We start from the raw sequence: 16,546 nt of genomic DNA, 5'->3' as shown, positions 1-16,546 counted from the left end.
GTCGGTCACGAGTCGTGAACGCGTGGGTGTCCGCCCGGGGCATGCATCCGCTGTCCACGCCGTGCACCGCCGGTTCCTTGGCGCACTGGCCGCGCATACCCCGCAGCTCCACTGTTCGGATAGGTCCACAGCCGTTTCTTCTTCTCGACGTCGTCGTACTCCAGGGCGACGAGGTCGTTGTAGCCGTCCTGGCCCCAGTCGCCGCGCGAGTCGACGCCGGCGCCGGAGAAGAACTTGCCGCCGTTGGTGGCCGCGGCGAAGTCGGCGTTGCCCTGTCCGGCGTACGTCAGCAGCGTGCCGTTGGAGTCGACGCTCCAGATATCACTGTTGGCGTCGCCGTTGAGGTCGGTCGGGCCGTCCCGCTCCTGGGAGCGGCCGGCGTAGTACACATAAGTGGCGGTGTCGGAGCGGTTGCCGGCCTTGTCGACGCTGTATGCGTAGACGAAGTGCGGGCCGTAGCCGGGCGGGCTCACGGACGCCGGGACACCCGCCAGCGCGTCGTTGATGTCCGGTTCGTAGTCGGTCCACCAGACATAGTGGTCGACGTCTGCTACTCCGTTGGGCCCGAAGGTGAATTTGCCGGTCTCACGGGCCTTGCCGGTCGCCGATGGCCAGCCATTGTCTCCGGGTGGGAACTTATTGCCCTCGGAGGTGATCACTGGAGGTTTGCTGGGCCGGGTGCGGTCGATGCTGAACGCACAGGACGCGGACCAGGGGGAGTAGGCGTTGTCCTGGTCTTTGGCACGCGCTTTCCAGGTCCAGCTGCCTGTGGGGAGGTGGCGTCTGGAACCACCCAGGTGGTGATTTTCCCCTTGTTGGCCGGCAGGGACTGGGTGGCCGACGCGGTGGTGGTGCCCGACTTGAACAGCTGGAACTCGGCAGTGAGGTTGCCTGCGTCCTTGTCGTCGAACTTGGCGTAGAGGCTGACCCGCGTGTTGCCGATCAGGCCGCCGGCCTTGCAGTCGGTACGGGGGTTGGTGCCCAGGGCCGTCGGCGTCTTCGGGGGGTTGTTGTACTTCGTCTCCAGGACCGCGGACTTCGCGTCGAACTTCTTCCAGCCGAAGGTGTCCCTCTCGTTGGAGGCGTAGAGGCCGAGGGTGATGTTCTACCAGCCCTTGGAGGCGGCCTCCTTCATCTTGTCGGTGGTGTCGAACTCCAGGTTGCCAGCCGCGCAGTCCTTGCTCCAGCCCTTGGAATCGTCGACCGTGTCCACCTGTGACTTCTTCGTGGGCTGCTTGTTCCAGGTCGTGTTCTTAGTGATGCCGGTGGTGTGCCACAACTCGACCGGCCGACTATCGCAGGACCACGATCAGATGTTCCGGATCCGGAACACCGAACTCTTCACCTGAGCACCCTTGGTGTCGCTGGTGTCGAGCTGGACGAAGGACCGGGAGATACGGTCCAAGCCGCCGGTTTCGGCCTCGTAGCCGACCCGGACAGGGTCCTTCGTGTTCCAGAAGGAGGTGTTCGGGTAGTGCTCATAGACCCGGGTCCAGTTCTGCTTCTCACCCCAGGCCCACGACGGGTCGATGAACACCGGGTACTGGGTGTCAGCGCCCTGGAGCAGGGCCTGGTCCGGCTTGATCTCCAGTGTGTCGCCGGTAACCGTCGTGGGCATCTGCGCGTCCTGCGCGCCTGGCGCCGGATCGAAGGAATCGGCCGGGGTGCTGTCCGCTGCCACTGCGGCAGCGCGAGCTGCAGGGCTGACGCCAGAGGTGATAGTGGTGGAGTCGCACATCAGCGGGGACGGGCTGGTGAAGACCGTCTGGCCAGCCGGGTTCACGGCGGCTACGGTCCCGGTCTCAGCGTCGGTCGATACGTTCAGACCCACGGTGCTGAGCTTGTACTTCAGCGTGGCTTGGCCAGCTCGGGATTCTGCGCGGCTTGGGCGGTTTTGACGACCAGTAGCTGAGAGAAGCCTTCGATCTCGGCCTTGAGTTGGAGATCCACGCCAGGCAGCACCTCGGCGTACGTAGCGCCGTTCGCTGCGAAGACCAAGTTGGCATCGGTTGGAATCCACGCTCCGTCCCGCAGCAGCCGCACCGGCGTGTTGTAGCGCTTTACCGACCAGGTGCCGTCGGGCAGGGCCCAGGTGTCGGTCGATTCCGTTCGCACGGAGGTCAGCTCGTACGGCTGGCCGCTGGCCTTCGCCTGCTCTAGCGCGTACTCCTCCTCGCTCTTGGACCCGTCGGCGACGGGATCCGAGGCCGTTGCGGCCGAAGGTGTAGCGATAGCTGTCGAGGGCAAGAAAGAAGACCCGGAGGCAGTAATTCCGCCTACCAGGGCTAAGGATATGACCCGCAAATTCCAGCGTCTTCGCGACTTGCGTCCGAATAGTCTCACTTGTGGCACAGAAACCTCTCAATGTCCGATAACCGGCGAGACTCTATCGGTGGCGCGAAGGTTTTCCCACCCCCATCGCCGGCACTTTTGTTGTGATCTTGGCAGCTATCCGCCCCCTTGGGTAAGGGAAAACTTCGTGGGGATCCATCGGTTTCTCGGTGTCCCGCGGTGGGATCTCATCTGCGGCACGCAAACCTGTCGGCATTTGGCAAGCGGTGGGACTCTTTCGACCTGCAGTGACGGCTGCCCAGTCCTGTGCGTTTTTGTCATGATCTTGCCACTAAGGTCTGGTTTCCCTGATCAAGATCATGTTTGGTTCGTTGTTCCATGGCTTATGGCGTTACAAAACCTCAAGGGGTCTTGTTTGGGCCTGTTAGTCTGCGCCGAACTTGTTGGAAAAATCAGAGGGGTAGGGTGTGAGACGTTTCGGTATTCGTGGACTGCCGGCGATATTGGCCGCTGCCGTCATTGCCGGGGTGTTGCCCGGCGTGGCGGTTGCATCGCCCGGTGGCGGCAAGGCTGGTCCTCCGAAGCTTCAGCAGCCGAAGGCTGTGCCGGTTAAGGAATTTGCTGCAGGAGGCAAGAAGCGGCCCGATGCCGCTGCAGCGAATTCCTGGAAGAGAACTGCTGCCAAGGTCAGGTGGCCCGGGGCCGGTTCTGCGGAGGTATCGCTGGCTCCCGGGGGCAGGGCTGGCTCGTTACCTGTATCGATCACGGCGTCCAGAGTGGCGCCAAAGGGGGCCGCTCTGGCCAAGGGCCCCGCGAAGGATGAAGCGCCTGCCAGGGTGAAGGTGGCCCTCGCTGACCGTGAAGACGCTCGCAGGGCGGGCATCAAGGGCGTGCTGCTGACGGTTGGCCGCACCGATGGCGTGAAGAAGTCCGTCCCGGCGAAGGTCGAGGTCGACTACAGCTCATTCCGCGGCGCCTACGGCGGCGACTGGGCCGCACGACTCCGCTTGGTGCAGTTGCCGGCCTGTGCGCTGACGACGCCCGACGTTGCAAAGTGCCGAAAGCAAACGCCAGTTGCGACGAAGAACGACATCCGCAGCGGAAAGTTGTCGGCGCATACAATGGCCGCACCTACGGCCACCGTGCTGGCGGCGACCGCCGACGCCTCCGGCCCGACTGGTGACTACAAGGCGACGTCGCTGCAGGCCTCCGGATCGTGGAGCGCGGGCGGCTCGACGGGCGCTTTCACCTGGGCGCATCCGATTGGCATCCCGACGGTTCCGGGTGGTCTTGAGCCGAAGGTCTCGCTGGGTTACAACTCCCAAGCGGTGGACGGCCGTACCGCGGCCTCGAACAGCCAGCCTTCCTGGATCGGTGACGGCTGGTCGTGGGAGCCGGGCTTCATCGAGCGCCGCTACAAGTCCTGCAACGATGACAAGACCGGTGGCACCAACACGACCAAGGTCGGCGACCTGTGCTGGTTCAATGACAACGCCACCCTGTCGCTCAACGGGAAGAACACCGAGCTGGTCTACGAGGCAGGCAAGGGCTGGCAGGCCGAGAGTGACTCGGGTGAGAAGATCGAGAAGCTGACGGGCGCTGTCAACGGCGACAAGGGCACGCCCGGTGTCGACGGCGAGGGCGAGCATTGGAAGGTCACCACGACCGACGGCACCCAGTACTTCTTCGGTCTGAACCGCCTTCCGGGCTGGAAGGACAACGGCACCGCGGCCGATGACCCCGTCACCAACTCCGCCCTCACGGTGCCGGTCTTCGGTAACCATTCTGGCGAGCCCTGCTACAACGCCTCCTTTGCGAGTGCCTGGTGCCAGCAGGCCTGGCGTTGGCAGCTGGACTACGTGGTGGACCCGCGCGGCGCCGCGCTGGCGTACTACTGGAAGACCGAGACCAACAACTACGGCCGCAACGTCTCGGAGTCCACTGGCAAGGCCACGGTCACCCCGTACGACCGGGCGAGCTACCTGGAGCGCATCGACTACGGTCTGCGCAAGGAAGCCGTCTATACCGGCAAGGCCATGGCTCAGGTTCACTTCGGCGTCGACGAGCGCTGTCTTGCCAATTGCGGCACCTTCGATGAGGCCAACGCCAGGAACTGGCCGGACGTCCCGTTCGACCAGTACTGCAAGGACGGTTCCACCGAGTGCAAGGACCAGTGGTCGCCCACCTTCTGGTCCCGTAAGCGCCTGACCTCGATCACCACCAAGGTGCTCACCGGTGGTGCCTACAGCGACGTCGACACCTGGAGGCTGGCGCAGGACTTCCCCGCCTCGGGCGACGGCATCTCCACGCCCATGTGGCTGAAGTCCATCCAGCGCACCGGCAAAGCCGGCGGGACGATCACCACCCCGCCTGTGACCTTCGCCGGAGAGCAGCGGTCCAACCGCGTCGACGCCCTCGGTGACGGCCTGGCGCCCTTCATTCGCCTGCGTGTGTACCAGATCACTACGGAGTCGGGCGGCACGATCGGAGTCACGTACTCCCAGCCCGACTGCACCGCCACTACCCTGCCTGCGCCAGACGCGACGAACACCACCCGCTGCTACCCGGTGAAGTGGGCGTTCGAGGGCGAGACGGCCAAGCAGGACTGGTTCAACAGCTACGTCGCCACCCAGGTCGTCGAGGGTGACAACCTTGCCGAGACCCCGGACAAGGTAAGCACGTACTCCTACCTGGACGGCGCCGCCTGGGCGAAGAACACGGACGAGTTCACCAAGGCGGAGAACCGCGTCCACTCGGTCGCCCGCGGCTACGAACGGGTCCAGACCCGCAGCGGCGCCGCCTCCGACCCCCGAACCCTGGACGAGACCCGCTTCTTCCGCGGCATCGACGGCGCCTCCGTCAAGGACAGCGCCGGGGCCTCGGTGACGGACCGCGACGAGTTCGCCGGCATGGTCCGCGAGAAGATCCAGTACAACGGCGATGACACCAGCAAGCTCATCTCCGCCACCTCCTACACTCCCTGGCGCTCGGTCGGCGGCGCCACTCGTCCCCGGCCCGGACTGCCCGACCTCGTGGCGTACAAGACCGGCACGGCGAAGGAGTCTGCCCGCACCGCCATCACCGGCGGCGTCCGCACCGTCGAGCTCACCCGCCAGTTCGACGCGTACGGCATGGTCGAGTGGGTTTCCGAGACCGGTGACACGGCCAAGACCGGCGACGAGAAGTGCACCACCAACACCTATGCCCGCGGCACCGGCCCGATCGTCGATAAGATCAGCCGGGTCGAGATCACGGCGGTCCCCTGCGGCGCGACCATCTCCCGTCCCGCCGACGTCATTGACGACATCCGCTCGTACTACGACGGCCAGACCCTCGGCGTCGCGCCCACCCAGGGCCTGGTGACGAAGAAGGAGCGAATCAACGGCACCGGCGTCGGCTACTCCGTCGTGTCCTCGACCGCAGTCGCGGACTTCGACATCTACGGCCGTGCGCTGTCCACCGCCGACGCCTACGGCAAGGTGACCACCACCACGTACAAACCGGTCACCGGCGAGGTCCCGACCAGCGTGGTCGTCACCAACCCCAAGGGCCACACGGTCACCACCATCACCGAGGCGCTGCGCGGCCAGCCCACCGAGGTCACCGACACCAACGGCAAGGTCACTACGACGGCGTACGACGCCCTCGGCCGGCTCGTGAAGGTTTGGAAGCCCACCCGGTCGGCGGTGACCTATCCGGACTCGCCCACCATGCAGTTCGAGTATCTCGTGCGCAACGACGGCCCGGTGATCGTGACCACGAAGAGCCTGACCCACGATTCCAAGTACGCCGTGTCGTACTCCTTCCATGACGGCATGCTGCGTGAGCGGCAGACCCAGAAGGCCTCCCCGGACGGGGCCGGCCGCCTGATCACCGAGACCTTCTACGACACCCGCGGCCAGGCTTGGCGCTCCTCCGGCACCTACTTCGCCACCGGCGCGCCCGAGCCTGTCCTCGTCACCGGTCAGGAGTTGAAGTACCCGGCCTCCACCGACACCGAGTACGACGGCGCCGGCCGGGTCACGGCCGTGATCTCGCGGAAGTTTGGCGACGAGACCAAGCGCGCCACCACCAGCTACACCGGTGACACCACCACGGTGATCCCGCCCACCGGCGGCATCACCACCACCGTCGTCGACGCCCTGGGCCGCACCACCGAGCTGCGGCAGTACGCCGGCCCGAACCGAACCGAGCCACAGACGACCAAGCGCGTCTACGAGAGGCACGGCCGGCTCTACCAGGTCACCGACCCTTCCGGCGCCAAGTGGACATACTTGTACGACGTCCGCGGCCGCGCCACCGACACAACCGACCCCGACAAGGGCCTGGTGAAGACCACCTACGACAACGGCGACCGGATAACGGACGTACTGGACGCGCGAGGGGTGTCCCTCCACACCGACTTCGACGAGCTGGGCCGCCGCACCGCCCTGAAGAAGGGCACGAGCACGCTCGCAACCTGGGAGTACGACACCGTCGCCAAGGGCCAGGTGTCCAAGTCCACCCGGTTCGTGAACGGCAATGCCTACGAATCCTCGGTCCTCACGTACAACAGCATCTACCAGCCCGTCGTCACGCAGACCGTGATCCCGGCCTCCGAGGGGGCGCTGGCCGGCACGTACAAGTGGACCACCTCCTACAACCTCAACACCGGCCAGGTGATGTGGACCCAGCACCCCGCCATCGGCGATCTGCCGGCGGAGAAGGTCGCCAACACCTACAGCCCGGTGGCCGGCCTGCTCAGCACCGTCGGCGCCGGCACGGACCCGCTGGTCAACGAGAGCACGTACGACCACTACGGTCGCACCATCGCCCGCAAGTACGGCGAGTTCGGCCGCACGCTCACCACGTCCTACGTCTACGACGAGCACACCGGCTCGCTCACCGACAGCTACCTGGACCGTGAGCTCGCACCGCAGCGCATCGAGGACGCGCACTACTCGTACGACCAGGCCGGCAACGTCACCGGCATCTCCACCTCCTACGGCCAGGACACGGCCCGTACGACGGACACCCAGTGCTTCACGCTGGACCCGCTGCACCGGGTGACCGATGCGTGGACCGACAAGAACGCGAAGTGCTCGGCCGCACCGTCGGACACGGTCGTGGGCGGTGCGGACGCGTACTGGACCTCGTACACCTACGACGCGGTCGGCAACCGCAAGACCGAGACCGCCCACAAGACGACCTCCGGCCCCGCCACCGACACCCTGCGCACCTACGCGGCACCGACCCCCGGCAAGCACGATCTGCCGAAGGTGACCCAGGTCGGCACCGGCGCGCACGACGAGGTGTTCACCTATGACAAGTCCGGCAACACCGAGACCCGCAAGCTGGGCACCGCGCCGACCCAGACCCTCCTCTGGGACGACGAGGGCCACCTGGCCTCCGTCAAGGAAGGCACGGCCGAGAAGGCGAGCTACTTCTACGACACCGACGGCCAGCGGCTGATCGCACGCGACGCCTCCGGCACCACCCTCTACCTGTCGTTCGACACCGAGCTGCACCTGAGCCCCGGTGGCACGGTCACCGGCACCCGGTCCTACAAGGCCGACGGCCGTACGGTCGCGATCCGCACGGGCGGGAAGCTGACCTTCGCCTTCTCCGACCACCACGGCACCGGCACCACGCAGGTGTCCGCGGACGCGGCCCAGACCGTCACCCGCCGCAAGACCGCCCCGTTCGGGGCCGCCCGCGGCACCCAGCCGACCGGCTGGGTGGGGGACAAGGGCTTCCTCGGCGGCACGGCGGACGATGTCACGCTCTTCGTGCACCTCGGCGCGCGTGAGTACGACTCGAGCACCGGCCGGTTCGTCTCGGTCGACCCGGAGATGGACCTGAACGACCCGCAGCAGTCGCAGGGATACACCTACGCCAACAACAACCCCACGACCAACGGCGACCCGACCGGTCGCATGCTCGAGGAGTGCTGGGAGGGCTTGGTCGAGTGCAGGGGCGGCATGCCCGTGACCAGCGACAAGCCCAAGCCCCCGCCGTCCCACCCGCCGGTCGAGGACTGGATCGACGAGGTCTCGGACGCGGGCTGGGGCACCCAGCCGGTCGGGTCGGAGCGCGCGAACTTCAAAGTCGGCAAGGGGCCGAACCGGGGCATCATTCGCCTGACCTTCTACATCGGGACCAAGAAGGCGGCTTTCGGGATGCTGGAGGGCGACGACCGCAAGTTCTCGTACGACCCGCACGCCCCGTACCGGATGTCCCTGATCTGGAACACGGAGTCGGGTGACGTCAGCTTCACCATCTCAGCCTCGGTCACGCCGCCCGAGAAGACCGCCGTGATCCGTGGGGTGGGGCAGCTCAGCCGTCCGGGCAAGATGATCCCGGCCAATCCGATCAAGAAAGAAGGATTCCCCGGCGACACCCACGGCGGCGACAACATCATCGACACCGACAACATCGATCACCACTCAACCCCCGATCAGCTCGACATCGGCGTGCACGCCGTGAACAGTTTGATCAACTGGTTCTCGGTGGACAACACCATCAAGATCAAGGCGACGAAGAGCTCTGTCACCGTGAGCCGCAGCGGAGATCCGTACCCCGACATGGAGGTGGTCCAGTACCGGCCCAACCAGTCGCCTCGCATAATCGCGACTGACAGAATGGCCACCACCAAGACGTGGCAGGGAATGGATGCGGCCCCGTTCTGGCCAGGGAAGATCGACAAGACCTGGACTGACAACGTGTGTGTGAAGGGGTGCTGAGGACTATCACCGAGACGGCGACCGGCCCCGGCATGCGCCGGGTGTTGGGACGGATGGGGCGGTGCGTCCTGTCGTACGTCCTGCTGCACGTGGCCGTCTGGATCGTCATCGCGCTGGTGGTCCCGGAATGGTCCTTCCTCGACAGCATGCGGGTCGGCCTGCTGATGCTGGCCTTCACCGGCATTCCCACCGTGCTCCTGGCGATCGTGGCCGGACTGGCCCACCAGCACGTGGAGGTCGCCCGGTTTCGGGCCCTGCTGGCCTTCCCCATGGTGTTCTTTGCGCTGCCGCTCATAGGGGCGGCCATGGCCGAGGCGCTGGTGCTCCAGGTTATGGCCCAGGTGGCCTTCGCGGTGTGGCTGATGCCCACGCCGCTCGTCCCGGAGAACTGGAAGGGACAGCCGTAGCAAGCCGATGTTACGGCCCGGTGCCCCGGCGGGAAAAACCTCCGGGGCACCGGTCATGCTGGCGTGAGCGTTGGCGCCGGCCGACGGCCGGGCCGTCCGAGGATGTCGAAGGGGCGGTCCAGGTTGCGGGCCGGCCCAGCGATTACCGGATTCGGATCGGTGACCCGCACGTGGCCCTGCCGGAGCCCTACCTGATCCCAAGGGGTTGGCAGACGACGGCTGGACCGTTTTGCGGGTCCCCTTCGCCGAGCCCGGAATCATCTGCGGCGAGGATATGGATGACTGGCTCGACGACTGGGGTGACGGGGCCCTACTGTTCCTCGATCATGTCCGTACGGTCGTCCACACGGAGGAGGACCGCAGCACCCGGCGTGAGTTGGCGTTGACGTGGAGCGAGGCACAGCACCACGAGGCAGCGGTGGGCGGTGCCGCGGCCACCGTCACGACCCGGACGGCGCGCGCGACTGATGGCGCGTCGTGGCATGTCAGCCGCGCGGTCATCCCGATGGCGGCCCTGCAGGCCGGCCGCCCGCATCAGCCTGGCGACCCGGCGGCGGCCGCAGCTGGCACCTTTCCGTTGCAGGGCTGCGTGGATGCGTGGGGCTCCGTAGGTGCCGCGCGAGTGCTGGTGGACCGCGGCGATCTGACCGGTTAGTTCGGCATCACGGACCGCCCGCGGACCGGGTTTTCCGGTTCGGCGGGCGTAGAAGGCGGTTCGGGAGACCTTCAGCAGTTCACACGCGCGCTCGACGTTGTGGCCGCTCTGCTTCTCCGCCTCGATGAACGGGTGCACCGTCACCCGGCCTCCTTGATACTCCTATGTCAAGCAGCCAACTCGAAGAACCCTGTGGCGGGTTGGACCTGGACGCGCTGTGCGGACTCGTCGGCGAGCAGGGCGCGGAAGACTCGGTCCGAGATCCGGCGTTTGAGCAGGCGAAGCGCCTCCTTGACGGTCTTTCCGGCCGCGATCTGCTTGGCGTAGTACGCAGCTCCCTCCCCGTCGCCGCGCACCTGCGTGACAACGATCATGTGGAGCACGTTGTTGATCGTCCGATTGCCGCCCGGGTTGAGGCGGACCCTGATTTTGTTCGAGGACCAGACCGGGATCGGTGCGGTGCCGTTGAAGTGCGCGAACGCTCCTTCGACTTGAAACGGGCGGCACCGGCGGTCTCGCCGAGGGGTGGCAAGCCGTGGTTGCGGCGATCGTGAGCTGGTCCAGTCGCCGTCCGAGCGGATCGACGGCCACCAGGGTGTGGGTCTTCTTGTGGGCGTCGACGCCGACCACGATCATGGATTTGCCTCCAGCGGGAGCGGGAGATCCGGTGCCGGGTCCGCCGCGGGGGCACGCCTCAATCGGGCTGAGAGCACGCTCCTATCAAGCCACTCCACGGGGACGCCAGGGCCGGCGGGGCGGCACATCAAGGACAAGCCACCATGCGGGGCGGCGAAAAAGAGAGCCAACCCCGCCGATCCTGCCACTCTGGCATCACCCGGGTGCCGGTTTCCCCTACTTTGGCATTGACGCGAAGAAAGCCGTCGCACGCTTGAGGATGTCAACGTCCTCCCGAAGCCTGCGGTTTTCCCGCCGCAACGCGGCCAGCTCCGCACGTTCACTGCCGGTCAGGCCATCCAGTTCACCCGCGTCGATCTCGGCTTGGTTGACCCACAGCCGAACTGCGGTCTCGGTGAGATCGAAGTCCTTGGCGATCTGTCCGGCCGAGCGGTCACCGCGACGGCACAGCTCGACGATCTCGGCCTTGAACTCCGGCGTGAACGAGCGGCGAGGGCGAGGCTTTTTCTTCCCCATGCTCTCCATGATGGACATCCTCCCGGGGCTGAGCCCCTGATGTCCGATGTCCGTCCAAGCGGATCAAGCCCACCTGCCAGGGTCTCCCTCCGCAAGGAACCGTAGCGACTGCGCCTCCTGCCGCAGCATCGAAGGGGAGGGCCGAACACTCCAGCCCTCCCCCCCAGTGTGTACCGGGAGTTACTCGGTGACCTCGTGGTCGTGGCCCTCGTGCAGGCCACCGCCGCTGCCCGCCGAACCCTTGGTGTTCTGCGGCGCCACCGGCTTGCTCAGAAGACTGGTGTCCCAGGCGTACTGGCCCACCGCGTTGGCGATGACGTCGACGTTGTCGTCGAACGCCTTCATGTCGATGTTCTTCAGGGTGTCGCAAGCGGCGTGGTAGCAGGCGTCGTACGCGACACCGGCCTTACCGCCGTACACCTTTGCCTGCTCGGCCGTCTTGATGCCCTCGGCGCCGGTGAAGGTGCCGCCCGAGGGGATGCCCACCTCGATGAACGGCCCGTAGTCCGACCGGCCGGTGAAGTCGGTGCCCTCGTGCGGGACGCCCCGGCTGTCCAGGTAGTCGGTGATCTGCCGCTCCAGTTGCGCCGAGCCCTCCGGGCCCGGGCCGGCACCGACCTGGTCGGAGTCGTCGCCGTCGTAGACGAACTGGGCGTAGTTCGGCGAGGCGATCATGTCGAAGTTCAGGTACAGCTTGACCTTCGCAAGGTCCGCTGCCGAGAGGCTGTTGACGTACGCCTCCGAGCCCAGCAGGCCGAACTCCTCAGCCGACCACCATGCGAAGCGCACCTTGTTCTTGACGTTCTCGTGGGCGAGGTTCAGGGCCACGTCGAGGATGCCGGCGGAGCCGGAGCCGTTGTCGTTGATGCCCGGGCCGGCCGCCACCGAGTCCAGGTGGGCGCCGAACATCACCACGTTGTCGGCGTCGCCGCCCTTGGTCTCGGCGATCACGTTGTAGGTGTGCCGGGTCTCCGCGAGGGTGCGGATCTCCAGGTTGACGGTCACTGCGCTTGCGGCGGCCTTGGCCGCGAGCGCCTCGCCGTCCGCCTGCGTGACGCCGCCGGCCGGGATCTTGGCGACGGACGGGTCTCCCAGGGTGCCGTTGAGCGCGCCCTCGGTGTTGTTGTAGATGATCGCGCCGACCGCGCCCGCACCGGCGGCGGTCTCCTGCTTCTGCGCAAAGGCGCAGCCGCCGCGCTTGATCAGCGCGATCTTGCCGGTGAACGTCCCGGGGGCGTAGTCCTCCGGCTCGCAGCCCGTGGTGGCGTCGACCGGCACCACCGCGACCGGGGCGGTGATGCCGCCGACCGGGCTGCTGGCGGAGTACGTCATGGCGATCACCGGGACGTCCTGCTGCTGCGGCGACACCACCCGCAGGCTCTGCGCCAGCGTCTCGGTGAACGGGTAGTCGAACTCGTTCCGGGTCACCGAGTACCCGGCCTTCCGCAGCAGGCCTTCGACGTACTCGGCCGACTGCCGGTGCCCCTCCGACCCGGCCACCCGGGTGTTCCCGTTCTTGTCAGCGATCCGCTGAAACTGCTTCAGATGCTCGTGGGCATCCTCGGCGTTGCTCTTCTTGACGAGCTTCTTTGCGAGCTTGACAGCCTCCTTGGCAGGGTCGCTGTGGGCGGAGGCGGTGCCCGATCCGATCAGCAGCAGCGGCGCTATGAGCCCTGCGACGGATACGGCGGCTACCGTGGTGCGGCGGTTCCGAGCGTTCAAAACGCTTCCTTCCGGCGGTCAGTGAGAAATAGGCGTAATGGCTGAAAACGGGCCGAACGACGTACGGCGGTACTCCGGGGCAGGCAGGGACGGCCGGATCGCTCCGCCCCCTGCCACCGGCAAGGAGAAAGGTATCTGCTCAGTAAACGCTTGGTAATGGGTTGACGGGATCCTTCGGCGCCGGCGCCGTCCGTGCGCGGTACCGAGCACACCGATCGGCGCTGACCCAACCGAAGTTGGCTGGAAGTCACCGGTGCTGTGCCGTGACCGGCCATGTTTGCCCGGAAGGAGCGTCGTCAAGTGCGTGCGATCGCAAGGCGGCCGGAAGTCCTTGGACGGGGTCTCCTCTGCTCGAACGAAGTTGAGAGCTTAGGGAAGGGGCTACCAGGGCTTTTGGCCAACGCGGCGAGCGTGCGTGCTGGGTGGCGCGACGGGGTCGAAGGCGGTGTTCGCCGTCGGGCCGCGCCGAAGAAGTGACCAGACGCTCTCGACGGGGCACAGGGCAGCGACGGAGATCCGGCGGCGGGACGTGCCGCGGACCCTGACGACAGGAGTGTGGCCACAGCGGTCCCAGGTGCGTGCACGGGGCGGCATCATCGCAAATCCGGCCTCGTCCTCGAAGACGATCCAGGCGCCGAGCGCCACCGCGGCGCTTTTAACCGCGGCCACACCTCCTTCTTCCACAACTCCACCACATGTTCGTCCCGTTCCAGAGCCCTGCGGGCCGGCGCCTGCCATGACCAGCCATGCCTTTTCAGCAGCCGCCACACAGTCGCCACCGACACACTCACCCGGAAACGGCGGGCGATCACCGCCTGAACCCGGCCCAAGGTCCACCACTGATCTCCGAAGTCACGGACGGCCGGGCCCTTGCCCAGTCCCTCCTCCAGCACCGCAAACTGGGCATCCGAGATCCTCGGCACCTTCGCCGGCCCACCGGAACGCAGGGCCTCCGGCCCCCCTCCCGCCAAGTTCGACGCCAGCGCTCCACCGAACGCTCGCTTACCCACAACTCCTTCGCGATCACCGCGGTCTTCTCACCCGCCGCGAACCGCCCGCCGGCCCCCAGCCGCACCTGTTCACGAAACGCCCGCCGCTCAGCAGTCAGGCCCCCACCCTCCGCTTACAGCATCCCACCGGCCTACCGCAGGGATCACCCACAGTCACCACCGACGACAAAGCGGAAACCTCAGTAGGTGGAGGATGGATGAACCTTCGGAGGAGGGTGGTGTCGCCCGTCGCGGCGGCCGGTGCACCGGCCATCATCACGAGCCTCACCGCGGGCGGTTTGCCCGCGGCGGCACAGGCCGCTTCCGCGTCGGCTGCTACGAGTGCCGTGTCGGGCAAGCGCCGGCCGCGCTGTGTGTGGGCCGGTCGGACACCGATCACATGTGACGACCCTGCCCTCGGGCGCGCCCGGGCTCCGTCGCTTTACGCGCTCCCGTGAGCCGCCGTGATCAGCCCCGGTCGGAACATCTGCGGCCACACCAGCAACACGTCGCTCATACCACCCTGTTGACGCGTGCCAATGATGATCATAGGCTGCCTCGCCGTCGGCTCCGGCGCGCACCCGGAATCCAGATTCCGTCCGTCTGCGCGCTGCCGCCCCTCGTCGACCCGTCGACGGCGGGTCCGGGGTCGCTGTCCGACAGCACCACCTGCACCGCCCGGTACCGACAACTCCAGGAGGAGCAAGTGAGAAGACGTCGCGCGGCCGCCTGGGCCGCCTCAGCCGTCATCACCACCTTCGCGTTGACCGGCACGCTCGCCGGATCCGCCGCCGCAGCGCCCGGCGCGACATCCGGGTCCGCCACCGCAGCACAGGCCCGGTCGGAGGTGGTGGCCACCGCGACCGACCCCGTCACGCACGAGGAGAACGGCCGCGTCCCGAAGGGCTCGCTCTGGACGCAGCACTACTTCCCTTCCTCGGACGGCAGCGGGGTCGAGCTGCACGCCGATGTGCTGCGCCCGGCAGACCTGCCGACGGATGCGAAGACGCCGGTGATCCTGTCGGTGGGCCCGTACTTCTCCCACGCGGGGGAGACTTCCCCCGCGGGGTGGGACCGGGTCGGGCCATCGGCGCGCTTTCAGGATTTCATCGACGGCGCGCGGCTCATGGAGCGTGGATACACCTTCGTGATGGTGGACCTGCGCGGCTTCGGCGGCAGCACCGGGTGCCTGGACTTTCTCGGCCCGGGGGAGCAGGCTGACATCAAGGCGGCCGTCGAGTGGGCAGCGAGCCAGCCGTGGTCGACTGGCAAGGTCGGCATGTACGGCAAGTCGTACGACGCCAACACCGGGCTGGCGGCCAATACCCTCAAGCTCAAGCCTCTGCGGGCGATCGTTTCCCAAGAACCGACGTGGAACAGGTACAACTACCTGTACAGCAACGGGGTGCCGCGTTCCAACGTGACCAGCACCCCGCGGAGTTACTACTCGATCGCGACGATGGCGCCGCTGACCGATGACAGCGACCACTACAAGGCGAACGCGGGGTACGAGAAGAACCACCCCGAGTGCGAGAGTGACAACCTCACCAACACCCAGAACCCCGACCCGAAGTCGCCGTTCTGGCGTGCCCGCGATTTTGCCTCCCGCGCCGCCGGATCCCAGACGCCGCTGTTCGTCACGTCGGGCTTCATCGAGGACAACACCAAGCCCGAGGAGATGCAGAAGTACCTGGCCAACCATCAGGGTCCGCAACGCGGTTGGATCGGCCAGTGGGAACACGTGCGCGGTAACGAGACCAATGCCAGGGGCCAGCTCAAGATGGGACGGGCGGGCTGGTTCGACGAGGTGATGCGGTTCTACGATCAGTACCTCCGGGGCATCGGACCGTCGGTGACCGACCCGGCGTTCTCCCTCGAGGACAGCCTCGGCCACTGGCGCGCCCAGCCGACCTGGCCGGTGATCAACGACTCGTACAAGGTGCGGCTGGCGCCCGGACAGTACGTCGACGACGGCGGCAAGGCGCAGAAGGCCGCCCTGCCGATGACGGCGCCGGAGTCTCAGGGCTGGGACATCGAGTACGCGCCGGAGGTCGGCTCGCTGACGACTGACCAGACGAGTGCGCTCAGCGCCGACGCACCCGCCAACAGCTACTGGACCTGGTCCACGCCCGCCGCTGAGCAGGTGCGGATCACGGGCAGCCCGGAGATCACGCTGAAGACCAGGGGTCAGGGCAACGTCTGGGCACGGCTGTGGGACGTCGCTCCGGACGGCAAGGCGACGATGTTCAACGAGAACGTCGCACTGCTGGAAAGCAGCGGATCAACCTCCTTCGCCCTGAAGGCGACGGACTGGTCCTTCGAGCAAGGGCACCAGCTGGGGGTCCAGATCGGAACCATCACCTCAAACGGCTGGCGGAGCGTTCCCTCGGGTGAGACGATCACGGTCTCCGACGCGCGGCTCGCCCTCGAGGTGCAGGACCCGCGGTTCGACTCGCCGACCCAGGGTGACCGCTCGCCGTACCTGGACACGTACGTGAAGGCGAACACCACCATGCTGAACAACGTCGGCACCCCCACCTTCCCGCTGAGCATCTCAAAGAACGGATGACCTAGCGGCTGCCCGGCACCCGCCTAGGCAGGTGCCGG

The 16,546-nt window shown here is 66.8% G+C and carries 13 protein-coding genes and 1 pseudogene; 3 read left to right on the top strand and 11 right to left on the bottom strand.

Annotation, left to right across the window (positions count from 1 at the left end):
* Nucleotides 1–5: 5 nt before the first annotated feature.
* The 3 genes from OH809_RS03245 to OH809_RS03235 all read right to left on the bottom strand — a co-directional run bounded on the left by OH809_RS03245 (nt 6) and on the right by OH809_RS03235 (nt 2,247).
* A complete protein-coding gene (locus OH809_RS03245; protein WP_406424203.1) occupies nt 6–659 on the bottom strand; it encodes a hypothetical protein in 654 nt (217 codons plus the stop codon).
* A gap of 650 nt (nt 660–1,309) precedes the next feature.
* On the bottom strand, nt 1,310–1,831 hold the full coding sequence (locus OH809_RS03240) for a hypothetical protein (RefSeq protein ID WP_406424209.1): 522 nt from the start codon (nt 1,829–1,831) through the stop codon (nt 1,310–1,312).
* A gap of 17 nt (nt 1,832–1,848) precedes the next feature.
* Nucleotides 1,849–2,247 carry a hypothetical protein gene (locus tag OH809_RS03235; protein WP_406424211.1) on the bottom strand — a complete coding sequence of 133 codons (399 nt, stop codon included), beginning with the start codon at nt 2,245–2,247 and terminating at the stop codon, nt 1,849–1,851.
* Between the two features lie 887 nt (nt 2,248–3,134).
* Between OH809_RS03235 and OH809_RS03230 the strand changes: the two genes are divergently transcribed.
* On the top strand, nt 3,135–9,014 hold the full coding sequence (locus OH809_RS03230; protein ID WP_406424213.1) for an RHS repeat domain-containing protein: 5,880 nt from the start codon (nt 3,135–3,137) through the stop codon (nt 9,012–9,014).
* Nucleotides 9,008–9,421, top strand: a complete 414-nt coding sequence (locus OH809_RS03225) for a hypothetical protein (RefSeq protein ID WP_406424215.1) — start codon at nt 9,008–9,010, stop codon at nt 9,419–9,421. Before OH809_RS03230 ends, OH809_RS03225 begins: the two co-directional genes overlap by 7 nt.
* A gap of 310 nt (nt 9,422–9,731) precedes the next feature.
* On the opposite strand, the gene OH809_RS03220 is transcribed toward OH809_RS03225, so the two are convergent.
* The 8 genes and pseudogenes from OH809_RS03220 to OH809_RS03185 all read right to left on the bottom strand — a co-directional run bounded on the left by OH809_RS03220 (nt 9,732) and on the right by OH809_RS03185 (nt 13,977).
* Complete coding sequence (locus OH809_RS03220) at nt 9,732–10,214, bottom strand: IS3 family transposase (RefSeq protein ID WP_406516229.1); 483 nt, start codon at nt 10,212–10,214, stop codon at nt 9,732–9,734.
* A gap of 29 nt (nt 10,215–10,243) precedes the next feature.
* A complete protein-coding gene (locus tag OH809_RS03215) occupies nt 10,244–10,450 on the bottom strand; it encodes a hypothetical protein (protein ID WP_406424219.1) in 207 nt (68 codons plus the stop codon).
* Between the two features lie 9 nt (nt 10,451–10,459).
* Nucleotides 10,460–10,528: pseudogene (locus OH809_RS03210) on the bottom strand (hypothetical protein); the annotation flags it as partial.
* A gap of 400 nt (nt 10,529–10,928) precedes the next feature.
* The gene (locus OH809_RS03205; protein ID WP_406424221.1) at nt 10,929–11,237 is read right to left on the bottom strand and encodes a transposase; all 309 of its coding nucleotides are present in this window, start codon (nt 11,235–11,237) and stop codon (nt 10,929–10,931) included.
* A gap of 171 nt (nt 11,238–11,408) precedes the next feature.
* On the bottom strand, nt 11,409–12,950 hold the full coding sequence (locus OH809_RS03200; protein ID WP_406424223.1) for a M28 family metallopeptidase: 1,542 nt from the start codon (nt 12,948–12,950) through the stop codon (nt 11,409–11,411).
* Between the two features lie 381 nt (nt 12,951–13,331).
* Nucleotides 13,332–13,619, bottom strand: coding sequence for a hypothetical protein (locus tag OH809_RS03195; protein ID WP_406425508.1), 288 nt, complete (start codon nt 13,617–13,619; stop codon nt 13,332–13,334).
* Complete coding sequence (locus tag OH809_RS03190) at nt 13,544–13,735, bottom strand: winged helix-turn-helix domain-containing protein (RefSeq protein WP_406516228.1); 192 nt, start codon at nt 13,733–13,735, stop codon at nt 13,544–13,546. The genes OH809_RS03195 and OH809_RS03190 overlap by 76 nt, the downstream gene beginning before the upstream one ends.
* A gap of 23 nt (nt 13,736–13,758) precedes the next feature.
* The gene (locus tag OH809_RS03185) at nt 13,759–13,977 is read right to left on the bottom strand and encodes a hypothetical protein (RefSeq protein ID WP_406514831.1); all 219 of its coding nucleotides are present in this window, start codon (nt 13,975–13,977) and stop codon (nt 13,759–13,761) included.
* A 668-nt stretch (nt 13,978–14,645) separates the two neighbouring features.
* Here OH809_RS03185 and OH809_RS03180 point away from each other — a divergent pair.
* Nucleotides 14,646–16,508, top strand: coding sequence for a CocE/NonD family hydrolase (locus OH809_RS03180; protein WP_406424228.1), 1,863 nt, complete (start codon nt 14,646–14,648; stop codon nt 16,506–16,508).
* The last annotated feature ends 38 nt before the right edge of the window (nt 16,509–16,546 follow it).

Source organism: Streptomyces sp. NBC_00873 (assembly GCF_045207415.1).
In the GTDB taxonomy this organism is placed as follows: Bacteria; Actinomycetota; Actinomycetes; order Streptomycetales; family Streptomycetaceae; genus Streptomyces.
The sequence above is the reverse complement of the archived record's forward strand: the minus strand, read 5'-3'. Positions and strand labels throughout refer to the sequence as shown.

Coding starts and splice junctions, on each gene's coding strand:
- OH809_RS03215 (WP_406424219.1), bottom strand. CDS start 10,450: ATGATCGTTGTCACGCAGGTGCGCGGCGACGGGGAGGGAGCTGCGTAC.
- OH809_RS03205 (WP_406424221.1), bottom strand. CDS start 11,237: ATGGAGAGCATGGGGAAGAAAAAGCCTCGCCCTCGCCGCTCGTTCACG.